Annotated in this window: 13 protein-coding genes and 2 tRNA genes; 12 read left to right on the top strand and 3 right to left on the bottom strand. The window is 62.6% G+C overall.

Annotated elements, in window-relative coordinates; translation table 11 throughout:
* Positions 1 to 212: 212 nt before the first annotated feature.
* Together Q0799_RS10070 and Q0799_RS10075 are read right to left on the bottom strand one after the other, a co-directional pair.
* Positions 213 to 289, bottom strand: a tRNA-Met gene (locus Q0799_RS10070).
* A gap of 70 nt (positions 290 to 359) precedes the next feature.
* Positions 360 to 977 carry an AAA family ATPase gene (locus tag Q0799_RS10075; RefSeq protein WP_298397929.1) on the bottom strand — a complete coding sequence of 206 codons (618 nt, stop codon included), beginning with the start codon at positions 975 to 977 and terminating at the stop codon, positions 360 to 362.
* A 94-nt stretch (positions 978 to 1071) separates the two neighbouring features.
* On the opposite strand from Q0799_RS10075, the gene Q0799_RS10080 reads away from it, so the two are divergent.
* Complete coding sequence (locus Q0799_RS10080) at positions 1072 to 1872, top strand: IclR family transcriptional regulator (RefSeq protein ID WP_298397931.1); 801 nt, start codon at positions 1072 to 1074, stop codon at positions 1870 to 1872.
* 255 nt (positions 1873 to 2127) lie between these two features.
* Here Q0799_RS10080 and Q0799_RS10085 read toward each other — a convergent pair.
* Positions 2128 to 2201, bottom strand: a tRNA-Thr gene (locus tag Q0799_RS10085).
* A gap of 42 nt (positions 2202 to 2243) precedes the next feature.
* On the opposite strand from Q0799_RS10085, the gene Q0799_RS10090 reads away from it, so the two are divergent.
* Genes Q0799_RS10090 through Q0799_RS10140 form a run of 11 tightly spaced genes read left to right on the top strand, consistent with a single transcriptional unit; the run spans position 2244 to position 14837 of the window.
* On the top strand, positions 2244 to 4010 hold the full coding sequence (locus Q0799_RS10090; protein ID WP_298397933.1) for a diguanylate cyclase: 1767 nt from the start codon (positions 2244 to 2246) through the stop codon (positions 4008 to 4010).
* On the top strand, positions 4007 to 4777 hold the full coding sequence (gene rfbF, locus Q0799_RS10095) for a glucose-1-phosphate cytidylyltransferase (RefSeq protein WP_298397935.1): 771 nt from the start codon (positions 4007 to 4009) through the stop codon (positions 4775 to 4777). Before Q0799_RS10090 ends, rfbF begins: the two co-directional genes overlap by 4 nt.
* Positions 4762 to 5829, top strand: a complete 1068-nt coding sequence (gene rfbG, locus Q0799_RS10100) for a CDP-glucose 4,6-dehydratase (RefSeq protein WP_298397937.1) — start codon at positions 4762 to 4764, stop codon at positions 5827 to 5829. Before rfbF ends, rfbG begins: the two co-directional genes overlap by 16 nt.
* Positions 5826 to 7142 (top strand): lipopolysaccharide biosynthesis protein RfbH, encoded by a 1317-nt coding sequence (gene rfbH, locus Q0799_RS10105; protein ID WP_298397939.1) that lies wholly within the window; start codon positions 5826 to 5828, stop codon positions 7140 to 7142. Before rfbG ends, rfbH begins: the two co-directional genes overlap by 4 nt.
* Positions 7139 to 8998 carry a thiamine pyrophosphate-binding protein gene (locus Q0799_RS10110; RefSeq protein ID WP_298397941.1) on the top strand — a complete coding sequence of 620 codons (1860 nt, stop codon included), beginning with the start codon at positions 7139 to 7141 and terminating at the stop codon, positions 8996 to 8998. Before rfbH ends, Q0799_RS10110 begins: the two co-directional genes overlap by 4 nt.
* Positions 8999 to 9007: 9 nt before the next feature.
* On the top strand, positions 9008 to 9670 hold the full coding sequence (locus tag Q0799_RS10115; RefSeq protein ID WP_298397943.1) for an HAD-IA family hydrolase: 663 nt from the start codon (positions 9008 to 9010) through the stop codon (positions 9668 to 9670).
* Complete coding sequence (locus Q0799_RS10120) at positions 9663 to 10472, top strand: aldolase/citrate lyase family protein (RefSeq protein WP_298397945.1); 810 nt, start codon at positions 9663 to 9665, stop codon at positions 10470 to 10472. The genes Q0799_RS10115 and Q0799_RS10120 overlap by 8 nt, the downstream gene beginning before the upstream one ends.
* A 24-nt stretch (positions 10473 to 10496) precedes the next feature.
* On the top strand, positions 10497 to 11576 hold the full coding sequence (locus Q0799_RS10125; protein ID WP_298397948.1) for a radical SAM/SPASM domain-containing protein: 1080 nt from the start codon (positions 10497 to 10499) through the stop codon (positions 11574 to 11576).
* A complete protein-coding gene (locus Q0799_RS10130) occupies positions 11576 to 12415 on the top strand; it encodes an NAD(P)-dependent oxidoreductase (RefSeq protein WP_298397950.1) in 840 nt (279 codons plus the stop codon). The genes Q0799_RS10125 and Q0799_RS10130 overlap by 1 nt, the downstream gene beginning before the upstream one ends.
* Positions 12412 to 13722 (top strand): hypothetical protein, encoded by a 1311-nt coding sequence (locus Q0799_RS10135; RefSeq protein ID WP_298397952.1) that lies wholly within the window; start codon positions 12412 to 12414, stop codon positions 13720 to 13722. Before Q0799_RS10130 ends, Q0799_RS10135 begins: the two co-directional genes overlap by 4 nt.
* Positions 13719 to 14837: a class I SAM-dependent methyltransferase gene (locus tag Q0799_RS10140; protein WP_298397954.1), complete on the top strand. Its 1119-nt coding sequence runs from the start codon at positions 13719 to 13721 to the stop codon at positions 14835 to 14837. The genes Q0799_RS10135 and Q0799_RS10140 overlap by 4 nt, the downstream gene beginning before the upstream one ends.
* The last annotated feature ends 53 nt before the right edge of the window (positions 14838 to 14890 follow it).

Consider the following 14890-nt stretch of genomic DNA (forward strand, 5'->3'; position numbering starts at 1 on the left):
GGCCGAAACCACTGCATCAAGACACCCACACCTATCGGTTGTCCAAACTTTTAAAGAGCAACGCCGCGCCAAATCAACACATCAATTCGTCTGCAGCAGAGAAGCGAGATTATGTAACACTCCCTCACTCCCGTCAAGCACTTCAGCAAAATTTCTTTCACCTCACCGCTTCACTACATTCTCTGACTTCCGCTTACACCAACAACTTTCGCTGGTTGCGGGGGCAGGATTTGAACCTGCGACCTTCGGGTTATGAGCCCGACGAGCTGCCAGACTGCTCCACCCCGCGTCCGTCAGAGAGGCCGAATTATGCAGAGCTTCAGCACCCTCGTCAACCCCTTGTGCCAAATTATTGGAATTTAGTTCTCCAGCCACTCAAGTAAGGTTCTCCATTGTTCGACGTCCTTCTTGTTGCGCGCCCGCGGCGGATCGAAGACTGTCGCCCCGGCGGCGGCGGCATTGACGTAATTCTGCGTATTCCGCAGATAGGCGACGATGGGCAGATCGAAATGCTTCAGGAACTCCTCCAGCATTGCCGCTGCCCTGGTGCGCGGATCAACACGCATCGCGACGATTGCCACTTTGGCGCGCTGCCCGCGGATTTCACCACGGATCGAATTGAGGAAGTCTTCCGTCGCCGCCATATCAAAGACCGATGGCACCAGTGGGACAACCACACGATCCACCGCCCGGATGTAATCGGTGAGTTTGTACCCCTGCAGCCCGGCCGGCGCATCAACGACGACCCAGTCGGCTTCTCGCGGCAGACTCAGGGATATCTGGTTGCCGCCGTAGTAGCCGGTCACTGCCGGTAACGCAGGATCGCGAAAGGCCATCCAGCGCAAGGCCGATTGCTGCCGGTCGAGATCGCACAGGGTTGTCACCTTGCCCTGATTGGCAAAATGACCGGAGAGATTTGTCGCCAAGGTGGTCTTACCCGCCCCACCTTTGGGATTTGCCACGAGAACAGCCCGCATACCACCTCCCTCTATATTGGAGGCGCAATTATATTGCCGCACGCAAGGGCGTCATAGATGCATAGAATATGGACTTTAACCCGATGCGCGCACCATGATCACCAAAGTAGCCAGTGAACGACAAGGCATTCAATCCATCGAAGTCGGCTTTCGCCTGCTCGACGTACTTGCCAGGAACAATCGATCGATGATGCTGCGCGACATCGCCAAAGGTGCAGGCATGCCGGCAGCAAAGGCACACCGCTACCTGGTCAGCTTCATGCGTATCGGCATCGTCGAGCAGGATGCCGGTACCGGCCGTTACGATCTTGGTGCCTACGCACTCGACCTCGGCCTGTCCGGGCTTGGCAGGCTGGACCCGGTCAGGCTGGCCGGCCCCGTGCTCGATTCGCTGTGCGAAACGATTCATGAAACCGTCGCCCTGGCTGTCTGGGGAACGCACGGGGCGACCATCGTCCGGATTGTGGACGCCGGCAGCCCGATCACGATCACCTTGCGCCCGGGCACAGTTCTCTCGCTCAGCCGTTCGGCCACCGGCCGCGCCTTTGCCGCGTTCTATCGCTCGCCATTCTTGAAGAAGATGATTGACGAGGAATTGCATGAGCAAGCCCAGTCCAGCAAGACCGCGATTGGTACCTGCCGTCGCCAACTGGAAAAGACGCTTACCGAAATCCGCGAACGCGGACTTTCCCGCGCCACGGGAAGCCTGACCCCGGGCATCAACGGTTTCAGCGCACCGGTATATGATCACAGCGAACACATGGTCGCCGCCATCACCTCACTGGGCTCGGTTGGAGAATTCGACGTGGAATGGGACAGCCCGACCGCCCGCGCCATGCAGCAGGCGGCGGCAGACCTGTCGCACCGGCTAGGCTATGCGCCGACAGCGCGGTAACTCAATCACCTGTAATTCTGAAGGCAAGATCAGTCGCCGTATGGCAACCAACCCTACGGTGTCATTTTCCTCGCAAGGCCGCTCATCTGCCATGTGAATCAGAGACGCTCTGACCAAGACGAGTTCCAGAACGGAAAGCCCCACATCGCCAGTCTTGGCATGTAGAATCCGGCCATAAAGAATGCGGCCACAACCCCGGGAGACGAAACAGCCATTCGTCAGGATGGCGTCACAAGCAAGAAGCAAGCGATTTTCTGGTGCCCCCAGTCGGAATCGAACCAACACCTGATGATTACAAATCAACTGCACGACCTTCATGCTATGGGGGCTGAAGTCGGGCCGCGATTATAGCCGATCGACTGACTCTCGACATGAGCAACGCCGCAACACCCTTCGAAATTGCCCGTGACACGCTCAAACAGCTGGCACAGCGGCGTATTGCACCAACGCCCGACAATTATCAGACGCTGTATCACGAGATTGCCGGCACGAAACCTGTCAGCAAGGACTTCCCGGAGAAGCACCTGCGCACGCTCGCCGGCGCTTTGCCCAAAAGTTCCCCTGACCAGATGCGACTGGCACGTCAGCTCGACGAAGCAGTCAAAGCCCAGGATTGGGAGGCTTATCAAAAGCACCTGACAAGCTTCATGAACGGCCTCATCGACTCCCAAAAACTCGCCTGGGGTGAACTTATTGGCGATCTGCTGCGCCAGTGGGAAGCCAAACACGCGGGCGTCACTGCCGCCCGCAAAAGGGAGTCCCTCGAACATGTACTAAACGGCAGCGCCAACAATCCAGACAACCTGTTCTCCCGCCTGCAGAGCCTAATGCGCTCCTGGGGACAAGGGCGAGACGGGGACAAGCCGACCGATATCCCTCCAGAAGAAAACGAACCGGTCTCAGAAGTTGTTTCTGCCACAGCTGCCAACAATGCCCCCACATTGCTCAGCGAATTGCGAGAGTTGTTCGCCTTCACGCTGGAAACAGCCATAGCGACGCAGCTGATTGAAAACCCCCAACTCGCTCAAGATGCCAAACACCTGGCAGTAAATGTCCGGCGCGCGCGTAAAGCCGATGATCTCAAGGATTTTCTAAGCAGCCTGAAACGATTTGCTTTCAAGCTCGAACTACTTGCCGAAGACCAGCAAGAGCTGCGTAAAAGTCTGCTCGGACTGCTAAGACTCCTAGTCGAGAACATGACCGAGTTGGTGATTGACGATCGCTGGCTCAGCGGACAAATTGAAGTCGTCCGCGACATCATTGAAAAGCCTCTATCGCAACGAGCCATCGACGATGCCGAACGCCGCTTGAAGGAAGTGCTGTTCAAACAAAGCCAGCTCAAGGCCAGCCTGTTCGAAACCCGCGAAGCGATCAAGCAAATGCTGACCGGCTTTGTCGACCATCTCGCAGATTTTGCTGATGCCACCTCCGACTATCACGACAAGATCGGGCGTTACGCGGACAAAATCAGTGCCGCCGACAACATCACCGAACTGGAAAACGTCATCGACGAGGTTATGAGGGAAACCCGCAACATCCAGATCAATGCGCAACGCTCCCGCGACGAACTCCGACTGACTCAGGAAAAGGTCAAGGCATCCGAAGAGCGCATCCGCGAACTGGAAATGGAACTGGAGAAGACCAGCGATCTCGTACGCCATGACCAACTCACCGGCGTCCTTAACCGACACGGCCTGGAAGAAATGTTCGACAAGGAAATGGCTCGCGCACTACGCCACGATACCGTGCTTTGCGTCGCCCTCCTGGACATCGATAATTTCAAGAAACTGAACGACTCGCTAGGTCATGACGCCGGCGACCAGGCACTCATCCATCTCGCTGCGGTGTGCCGCGAAACCTTACGCCCCCAAGATACAATTGCCCGATTCGGTGGCGAGGAGTTCATCATTCTCTTACCCGAGACGCAAATTGGCGATGCTGTCCACGTGCTGGCAAGACTTCAGCGGGAACTGACCAAGCGTTTCTTCCTGCATGACAACGAGAAAGTTCTGATTACATTCAGTGCGGGCGTAACGCAGATGATGGCGCAGGACAATCAGGCAAGCGTTATCAAACGAGCTGATGAAGCGATGTACGAAGCCAAACAAACAGGCAAAAACCGGGTGATCAGCAAATGAAGGCCGTGATTTTGGCAGGTGGACTGGGAACGCGTATCAGCGAGGAGTCCCATCTCAAACCCAAGCCCATGATCGAAATTGGCGGCAAGCCGATCATCTGGCACATCATGAAAATCTATTCGGCCCACGGAATCAATGATTTCATCATCTGCCTGGGCTACAAGGGTTATGTCATCAAGGAGTATTTCGCCAATTATTTCCTGCACAACTCGGATGTCACCCTCGACTTGCAGAATAATCGGATAGAGGTACATGAACGGCATGCAGAGCCATGGAAAGTCACGCTGGTCGATACAGGGGAGCAAACCCAGACAGGCGGCCGCCTGAAGCGCGTCAGGCATTTCCTGCACCCTACCGAGCCGTTCTGCTTCACTTACGGCGACGGCGTTGCGGATATTGACATCGGCGCACAGATCAAATTCCACCAAGAACATGGACTATTGGCAACCGTTTGTGCGGTCACGCCTCCCGGAAGGTTTGGTGCACTGGATATTGAGGGCATTCACGTCAACAGCTTCCAAGAAAAACCGTTTGGTCAAGGAGGCCTGATCAATGGCGGCTTCTTCGTACTTTGCCCGGAAGTCATCGATCTTGTTGTTGACGACAAGCAAGCATGGGAAGCGGCCCCGATGCGTCAATTAGCCCAAAGCGGGCAACTCGCTGCTTGGATGCACCAGGGATTCTGGCAACCAATGGACACCCTGCGCGACAAGATGCAGCTTGAAGAGCTCTGGCAAAGCGGCGCTCCCCCATGGAAAAAATGGTAAGCCAGAAATTCTGGCAGGGCCGCCGGGTCTTTCTCACCGGCCACACCGGATTCAAGGGTAGCTGGCTGGCCATCTGGCTGGACAAGCTCGGGGCCGAAGTCCATGGCTATGCACTACCGCCGCCAACCAGCCCCTCGTTATTTGACTGCGCCCGCATCGCGGAAAGGTTGCACTCAACCACCGGCGACATCCGAAATCAAGCCGCACTCGCCGATGCGTTACGCGTGGCGCAGCCCGAGATCATCTTGCACCTGGCCGCGCAACCGCTGGTCGGTGAAGGCTACCGCGACCCGGTCGGCACCTATGCGACCAATGTCATGGGCACCGTCAACTTGCTTGAAGCCGCCAGGCACCAGCCCGGCCTACGCAGCATCGTCGCCATCACCACCGACAAGTGCTACGCCAACGACGAGCTTGGCCAGCCCTTCCGCGAATCCGACCCACTCGGCGGACACGACCCCTACAGCAGCAGCAAGGCCTGTACCGAACTGGTCTGCGCCGCCTACCGGCAATCCTTCCTGGCCGAGGCTGGCATCCCGCTGGCGACCGCCCGCGCCGGCAATGTCATCGGCGGCGGCGACTGGGCCGCCGACCGCCTGGTCCCCGACCTGCTGCGCGATCTGTCCGCCGGCCGCTGCGCCAGTTTGCGCAACCCGCACGCCGTCCGCCCCTGGCAACACGTGCTCGAACCGCTGTGCGGCTACCTGATGCTCGCCGAAGCCCTGTTCGCGTCGTCCGAACATGCGCGCGCCTGGAACTTCGGCCCGGAAGCCTCCGATTGCGTCAGCACCGGGCAGTTGGCCAAGCTATTGTGCGAAGCCTGGGGCGACGATGCGAAGTGGGCGCACACTGCCGCCAATTTCCCGCACGAGGCGAAGCTGCTCAGCCTGGACGCCGGTGCCGCAAAAAAAATGCTCAAGTGGCGCCCCAAATGGTCGTTGAAGCAAGCCATCCGGCACACCGTCGAGTGGCATCGCGCCTGGCTGGCCGGAGCGGACATGCGCGCGGTCTGCCTGGCCCAGATTGAGCAATACACCCAAGAAGAACAATGACTGAAGACCAAGAAAGACAACACATCCTGGAACTGGTGCAGGCCTATGCCGAACGCAAGACTCAAACCGCCAGCTTCGTTCCGGGCACCACCCCGATCCCGCCGTCCGGCAAAGTGCTCGGTGCCGCCGAGTTCGTCAATCTCGTCGACGCCTCGCTCGACGGCTGGCTGACTACCGGCCGCTTCAACGCCGCCTTCGAGAAGAAACTCGGCGGCTTTCTCGGCATCGAACACGTCCTTACCTGCAACTCCGGCTCGAGCGCCAACCTGCTCGCCCTCACCGCGCTGACCTCGCCCCGCCTCGGCGCCCGCGCGCTGCAGCCGGGCGATGAAGTGATCACGGCGGCGGCCGGCTTCCCGACCACCGTCAATCCGATCCTGCAGAACGGCCTGACGCCGGTCTTCGTCGATTCCGAGATCGGTACCTACAATCCCTCGCCGGCCGCCGTCGAAGCCGCCATATCGCCGCGCACGCGGGCGATCATGCTGGCGCACACGCTCGGCAACCCGTTCGACGCCGCCGCCTTGCGCGCCCTAGCCGACCGGCACGGCCTCTGGCTGGTCGAGGATTGCTGCGACGCCCTCGGCTCGACGCTGAACGGCCACAAGGTCGGCAGCTTCGGCCACATCGGCACGCTCTCCTTCTACCCCGCCCACCACATCACCATGGGCGAAGGCGGCGCGGTGTTCACGGTCGACCGCGAACTGAAGCAGATTCTCGAATCGCTGCGCGACTGGGGCCGCGACTGCTGGTGCAACCCGGGCTGCGACAATACCTGCGGCAAGCGCTTCGACTGGCAGCTCGGCGAGCTGCCGGCCGGCTACGACCACAAATACGTCTATTCACACCTCGGCTACAACCTCAAGATCACCGACATGCAGGCCGCGGTCGGGCTGGCCCAGCTCGACCGGATCGACGGCTTCATCGCCGCCCGCCGGCGCAATTTCGCGCACCTGCACGGGCAACTGGCCGAACTGGCCGATTTCCTGATCCTGCCGCAAGCCACGCCGGGCAGCGCACCGTCGTGGTTCGGCTTCCCGGTGACGCTGCGCGACACCGCCCCCTGCGACCGCGTCTCGCTGCTGCGCTACCTTGACCAGCACAAGGTCGGCACACGCCTGCTGTTCGCCGGCAACCTGACCCGCCAGCCCTACATGGCCGGCCGCCAGTACCGCGTAGCCGGCTCGCTGACCAACGCCGACCGCATCATGCGCGACACCTTCTGGCTTGGCATCCATCCGGCGCTGACGCCGGACATGCTCGACTACGTCGCCGACCGGATCAAGACCTTCCTCGGGGTGAATTTCGCATGAGCCGCAGCCTGCGCGTTGCCGACTACATCGCCCAGCGCTGTGCCGAAGCCGGCGCCCGCCACGTCTTCCTGGTCACCGGCGGCGGCGCCATGCACCTCAACGACGCCTTCGGCCGCCACCCGCAGCTGACGCCGGTCTGCTTCCATCACGAACAGGCCGCGGCGATGGCCGCCGAAGCCCACTACCGCACCGCCCGCCGCCTCGCCGTACTCAACGTGACCACCGGCCCCGGCGGCGTCAATGCGCTCAACGGCGTCTATGGCGCCTATGTGGATTCGATCGCGATGCTGGTCGTCTCCGGCCAGGTCAAGCGCGAAACCTACCTGCGCAACTTCCCGCAACCGCTGCGCCAGCTCGGCGACCAGGAAGTCGACATCGTCAGCATGGCCCGCCCGGTCTGCAAGTACGCAACGACGCTGCAGGACCCGCAAGCCGTCCGCCAGGTCATGGACCGCGCCCTTTTCCTGGCCACCAGCGGCCGCCCCGGGCCGGTGTGGATCGATGTCCCGGTCGACGTCCAGAGCACGCAGATCGACCCCGACCAGCTGCCCGGCTGGAACGAGGACGACCGTCAGGCCCTGCTCGACGATCCCGGCCTGTGCCCGAACACCCGGGCCTGGCTGGCGCAACCGCCGCGGCGCCAGTTCGCGGCCGAGCTCGAGACGCTGACGGCGGCGCTCGCCGCTGCCCGGCGACCGGTGCTGATGGCCGGCACCGGGGTCCGCCTGGCCGGCATGCAGGAGGCATTCATCGCGCTCTGCGACAAGCTCGGCGTCCCCGTCGTCACCGGCTGGAACGCCCACGACAGCCTGACCGACGACCATCCGGCCTACGCCGGCCGCCCCGGTACCGTCGGCGACCGCGCCGGCAACTTCGCGGTGCAGAACGCCGACTTGCTGATCGTTCTCGGCTGCCGCCTGAACATCCGCCAGGTCAGCTACAACTGGCGCAGTTTCGCCGCCGGCGCGCGCAAGTTCATGGTCGACATCGACGCCGCCGAACTTGACAAGCCGACGCTGTCGATCGAGCACAAGATCCACGCCGACCTGGCCGATTTCATCCCGGCCTGGCTGGCCCGGCTCGACGCCTACGCGCCGCCGGCCGCCCACACCGACTACCTGCGCTGGTGCCGCGAGCGCGTCGTCCGCTACCCGGTCGTCGACGCCACGCAGCGGACGTCGGACCGACCGCTCAACCCCTACCACTTCATCGAACTGCTGTTCGCCGGACTGGACCGCAACGCCGTGGTCGTCACCGGCAACGGCTCGGCCTGCGTGATGGGTTTCCAGGCGGCCCGGCTGCAGGCCGGACAAAGGCTGTTCACCAACTCCGGCGACGCCTCGATGGGCTATGACCTGCCGGCGGCCATCGGCGCCTGCATCGCCCGCGACCGCCAGCCGGTGATCTGCCTGGCCGGCGACGGCAGCCTGATGATGAACCTGCAGGAACTGCAAACCCTGGTCGGCTACCGCCTGCCGGTCAAGGTCATCGTCCTCAACAACGCCGGCTACCACTCGATCCGCCAGACCCAGGCCACCTACTTCCAGGACAACATGTTCGGCATCGGCCCCGACGATGGCGTCAGCCTGCCCGACTTCGTCGCCCTCGCCGGCGCCCTGGGCATCTCCGCCCGTCGGGTGGACAGCGCCAAAAGCTGGCAGGCGGCAGAGACCTCAGCCCTGCTGGCGGCCCCCGGGCCGGCGCTGATCGAGGTCGTCGTCGACCCTGCGCAAGCTTTTTCACCCAAACTGGCCTCAAGAAAACTGCCGGACGGGTCGATGAGTACACCAGCACTGGACGACATGTCGCCCTTCCTGGACCGAGCAGAACTTGCAGCGAACCGCCTCAACGGCTGAAGAACCACCATGTACTCAACAATCGTCTACGACCTCGACGGCACCCTGGTCGACAGCGCCGCGACCGTCGCCGCGCTGCTCAACGGCCTGCGTGCCGAGCAGGCGCTGCCGCCACTGGCACGCGACGACTACCTGCCTTGGCTGAGCGTCGGCGGCAAGGCGATGGTGGCCGCCGCTCTGGGTATCCCCGAGGGCGACGCGCAGCCCTTCCTCGAACGTTTCCGCGCCAGCTACCAGGCCCTGCCGACCGACCCGGCGACGCTCTACCCCGCGGCCCGCGAGACTCTGGCCCGGCTGCGCGCGGCGGGCACCCGCCTGGGCCTGTGCACCAACAAGCCGCGCCCGCTGGCGGAGAAGGTCCTCGCCGAAACCGGGCTGGGCGAATATTTCTCGGCGGTCTGCGCCGGCCACGACCTGCCCACCGCCAAGCCGCACCCGGACAACCTGCATGCCTGCCTCGATGCGCTCGGCAGCCATCCCAGCGAGAGCCTGGTGGTCGGCGACAGCCGGGTCGACCAGGCGCTGGCCGAGGCCGGCGGAGCGGATTTCGCCTTCTTCGCCGGCGGCTACGACGACGGCGTCCGGAAATCCGCCTGTACACTGACGCTTCGGCATCACGCGGAAATCTTCAACCTGTTATCCACGATTGAGCAAAGGCCACACCATGAATAATTGCGAACGCAAGATGCTGAGTCTTCTCAAGGCACTCAAGAACGATTACGGCTGCGTTGCCGTCAAAGCCGAATTCGAAGCCGAAGGAACGCGTGTGGACGAACTGCTGCGCCTGATGGAAATTGCCCGCAAGGCCGATCTCAAGATCGGGCTCAAGGTCGGCGGCTGCGAAGCGATGCGCGATCTGATCGAGAGCAAGCAGTTCGGCGTCGAGTACATCATCGCGCCGATGGTCGAAACCCCGTATGCGCTGAGCAAGTTCATCCACGCCAAGGACCATGTCTATTCGCAGGATGAACAACAGGACACTGAATTCCTGTTCAATCTGGAAACCCACACGACCTTCACATCCCTGCCGGAAATGGCCAGCATGGCGGTCGCCGGCGGCCTGGCAGGCATTGTCTTCGGCCGCGTCGACTTTGTCGGCTCACTGGACTGGGGCCGCGATGCGGTCAACTCGCCCGGGATGTCCGAGTTCTGTCACGAGGCCGCCCGCCAGTGCCGCGACAAGGGCCTCGACCTGGTCGTCGGCGGCGGCGTCTCGGCTGATGCGCTGCCTTTCCTGGCAGACATCCGGCAAAGCCACCTGACCCGCTTCGAGACGCGCAAGGTGATCTTCGGCGCCGACGCGCTCGATATCGCCGAGATGCACGAAGGCCTGCGCGTCGCCGTGCATTTCGAGTTGCTCTGGCTGCAGAACAAGCGCGACTACCACGGCTTCATCCACCGCGAGGACAACGCCCGCATCGAGATGCTGGAAAAGCGCTGGCAGGTGCTGTCCGAAAACGTCCCCCATCACTGAGTTACCCCACAAAAGGCAATCGCCGTGACAGAGAAAAACATCGCCGCCGTCATCCAGCCGCGCATCCATTCCGCGGCCAAGGTGCCGCTGGAAGACCAGGTCCCGCTGAGCACGCCGTTCTCGGTGCATATCGACGTCTGCAGCGTCTGCAACTACAAGTGCAGCTTCTGCTTCCAGGCCGACAGCCAGGCAATGAAGGCGGTCGGCCTGAAGCGCGGCATGATGTCGCTCGAACTGTTCAAGAAGATCGTCGACGACCTCAAGGCCTTCGACCAGAAAATCAAGAAGATCAAGATCGGCAACCACGGCGAACCGACCCTGCACCCCGACCTGCCGGCGATGATCCGCTACGCCCGCGACAGCGGTACCGCCGAGATCGTCGAATTGTTCACCAATGCCTCGCAGCTCGAACCGGTGCTCAACCAGGCGCTGATCGACAGCGGCCTGCAGCGAATCAACATCTCGCTCGAAGGCTTGTCGGACGAGCGCTACCGCCAGGTGGCCGGGGTCAAGCAGAGCTTTGCGGCGATCGTCGAAGGCGTCAGGCACCTGTACTCGATCCGCGGCGACTGCAAGATCTACGTCAAGATCGCCGACCAGACCAGCGCCCTGTCGCGCGACATCCTGCAGAAGTTCGTCCTCGACGAGGCCGAGCGCAATTACTTCTTCGACACCTTCGGCAACATCTGCGACGAGATCTTCATCGAGAAGGTCGTCCCGCAGTGGGCCGAGGTCCAGCTCGACAAGCAGAACCAGGTCAGCGAAACCGGCATGTACGCGCAGAAGGTCAAGGCCGACAAGGATGTCTGCCCGTTCATCTTCATGTACCTGCATTTCAACTGCGACGGCACGACCAGCCCGTGCACGCTCGACTGGCCGCGCAAGGTCGTCATCGGCAACGTCGAGCAGATGTCGGTCAAGGACATCTGGAACGGCCAGCAGCTGCGCGCCCTGCAGGTGGCCATGCTCGAAGGCAAGCGCTGCGACATCAACTTCTGCAAGAACTGCACCGCACCGGTGGTCTGCGTCGAGGAAGACCTCGACCCGCACAAGGCCGTCCTGCTCGACAAGATCCGTCCGCTGCTCGCCGAGGTGTCGCGCTGATGAAGATCCTCGTCCTTGGCGGCAACGGCTTCATCGGCCGCGGCCTCACCGCCTACCTGGCGACCCGCCCCTACACCGTGCTTGCGCCGCGCCGCGCCGAACTCAACCTGCTCGACCAGGGCGCCGTCGAATCCTGGCTGCGCGAGCACCGCCCCGATGTTGTCATCAACAGCGCGATCAACATCCAGTCGGTTGAAACCAACCTGCACATCCATTTCAACCTGGAACGCTGCGCCGGCCTGTTCGGCCGCCTGCTCAACATCGGTTCCGGCGCCGAATACGCGATCCCGTACTACAAGCCGATGATGGCCGAGGATTATTTCGGCAGCAACATTCCCGGCGATACCTACGGCATTTCCAAGTTCTGCATCGCCCGCGACATCGAGCGCTCGCCGCACGATTTCGTGAACCTGCGGGTGTTCGGCATCTTCGGCGAGCACGAGGACCATACCCGTCGCTTCATCTCGAACAACATCTGCGCCTCGATCCGCAACCGGACGATCACGGTCAACCGCAATTCGGTGTTCGATTACCTCGACATCCAGGACTTCGCCCACATCGCCGAACGCTTCCTGACGCTGCCGACGGCCTTCAAGTCGTACAACGTGTGCACCTCGATCCCGCGCAGCCTGGTCGACCTGGCCGCCATCATCGACCGCGAAAGCGGCCGCGAAAACACCTTGACCGTGGTCAATGGCGAGATCAACTCGGTGTACACCGGCGACAACCGGCGACTGCTCGAAGCCATCGGCGGCTTTGACTTCACGCCAATGGAAGCCTCGGTACGCCGGCTGTTCGCCTGGTACGAAGCCGAATTCGCCGCCGGCAGGGTGACATGAACGCCCGCCATGCCGACCTGCTGGCCCAGCTCGCCGACGTACCGGTACTGATCTGGGGCGCCCGCATGACCGGCCTCGGCCTGGTCCGGCTGTGCCGCACCCACGGCATCGCGGTACTCGGTTTCATCGATTCCGACCCGGCCTTCGCCGGCCAGCGCATCGCCGGCCTGCCCTGCCACCCGCCGGCCGGACTGCCGGCACTGCGGGCGCAGCACCCGGGGCTGAAGATCGTCGTCGCCGCCTCGACCAAAGAAGCGGAAATCAACCGCCAGCTCCTCGGCTACGGTTTCCCGGCCGACAGCTTCATCAACTACTCAGGCTATTGCGACCTGTTCTACACCGTCGACGTGATGGGCACCTGCAACCTCAAGTGCCTCTCCTGCGCCCACGGCGCCGGCGGCGAGAAGTACGCGCGCGGACAGATGAGCTTCGAGACCTATCGCCAGGTCATCGACAAGATCGTCGCCGAGAACGACCTGGTCACCCACGTCAGCCTCTACAGCTGGGGCGAGCCCTTCCTCAACCCGGCGCTGCCGGAGATGGTCGACTACCTGCACCGGCACGGCATCGCCGCCGCCCTGTCGAGCAACCTGTCGATCAAGAACGAGGCGCTGCTGCACAAAGTCATGCAGCACAACCCGGAATACCTCAAGGTCTCGCTCTCCGGCTATTACCCGGAGGCCTACAACGACACGCACAGCGGCGGCAATATTCATCTGGTCCGCTCCAACCTGCTCAGACTCAGGTACTACATCGACAAGTACCGGCTCGACACCGTCGTCGATGTGAACTACCACCTGTACAACAACAACAACGGCCGCAACCTGCAGAAGATGCGTGAGCTGTGCGCCGAACTCGGCTTCTTCCTGTCCACCACCTTCGCCCTGGTGATGCCGCTCGAACGCGTCATCGACAAGCTCGAAGGCCGTCCCAGCCCGAGCACGCTGGCGCTCGAACCGAAGCTCCTGGTCAGCGTCGAGGAAGGCATTGCCGCTGCGCGCCCGGCCGACCGTGACAGTCCGCAGATGTCCCCGGCCGACTGCCCCTTCCTCGCCAACCAGACGATCATCAACTGGGACCTCAGCGTGCCGATCTGCTGCACCACCTTCAATCGCGGCCCCAACATCGTCGCCGCCAACTTCCTCACCGCCAGCAAGGCGCAGATCGGCCAGGGCAAGGCGCAAGCCGGCGTCTGCCAGACCTGCGTCAAACTCGGCCTGCCCGCCTACAACCTCGGCCTCAACCGCAGCCGCTGGGAAGCGGTGGCCGCCAGCAAACCCAGTTTCGACCTGGCCCCCGACGCATGACCACCACGCCCTTCCCCTGCCGCCTCTGCCGCGCGCCCTTGAGTGCCGCCGACGTAGTCGCCATCGGCCCATTTCCGAAGGCGGCGCAGTATTACCCGACGCCCGAAGAGTTTGCCGACGATCGCGGCATCGTCCTCGAAGTCGCCGAATGCCCGGACTGCGGGCTGACGCAACTGCGCAACGAGGCGGTCGACTACTACCGCCAGGTGATCACCGCCGCCTCGCTGTCGCCGGTCGTCCGCGAGCAGCGGCTGGCCCTCTTCCGGCAACTGCGCGCCAGCTTCGGCGAGCGCGCCAGCGCCTTCGAGATCGGCTGCGCCGGCGGCGACAACCTGCCGCTCCTGCGCGAGGCCGGATTCGCCGCCAGCGGCATCGAATTCGCCGCCGCCACTCCGCTGCCCGAGGGCGTCAGCGACACCTACCTGCTCGATCTCGGTGCCGAACACCATGGTCGCCACGACCTGCTGGTCTCGTTCAACTACCTCGAGCACCAGCCCGACGCCCGGGCCTTCCTGCAGAAATGCCATGCGCTGCTGCCCGACGACGGCCGCCTGCTGCTCACCGTACCCAACCTCGATTTCCTGCTCGACAGCCAGTCGGCGCACGAATTCGTCGCCGATCACCTGCTCTACTTCACCGCCGAAAGCCTGGAAACCGCGCTGCGCCTGACCGGCTTCACGCTGCTCGAGCGCCAGATCATCAACAACCAGTACGACATCCAGATCGTCGCCCGCAAGCGCCCGCGCGGCGCCATCGCCAGCAGCAAGCAGGCGCTCGACGGCCTGGTCGAGCGCTTCAACGCCAGGCTGCGCAGCCTGGCCGGCGAAGGCAAGCGGATCGCCGTCTGGGGCGCCGGACACCGGACGCTGGCGCTGATCTCGCTGGCCGATCACCGGCTGATCGACTGCATCATCGATTCGGCCAAATTCAAGCACGACAAGTTTTCGCCGATATCCCATCTCAGGATCAGGCCACCGGAAATCCTGCTCGATGCCGATTGCGGCATCGACGTGATCCTGGTGATGGTCCCCGGCATCTACCCCAAGGAAGTCATCAGCCGGATCCAGTCGCTGCCGATCCACTACCACGCGGAGCAGTTCCCCCCCACAGAGTGATTGCCGGAGACACGGCAACCGACCATTGCGCCACAGACAACAACAGCCCAGAC

It is taken from the genome of uncultured Azonexus sp. (assembly GCF_937982035.1).
Taxonomy (GTDB): Bacteria; Pseudomonadota; Gammaproteobacteria; order Burkholderiales; family Rhodocyclaceae; genus Azonexus.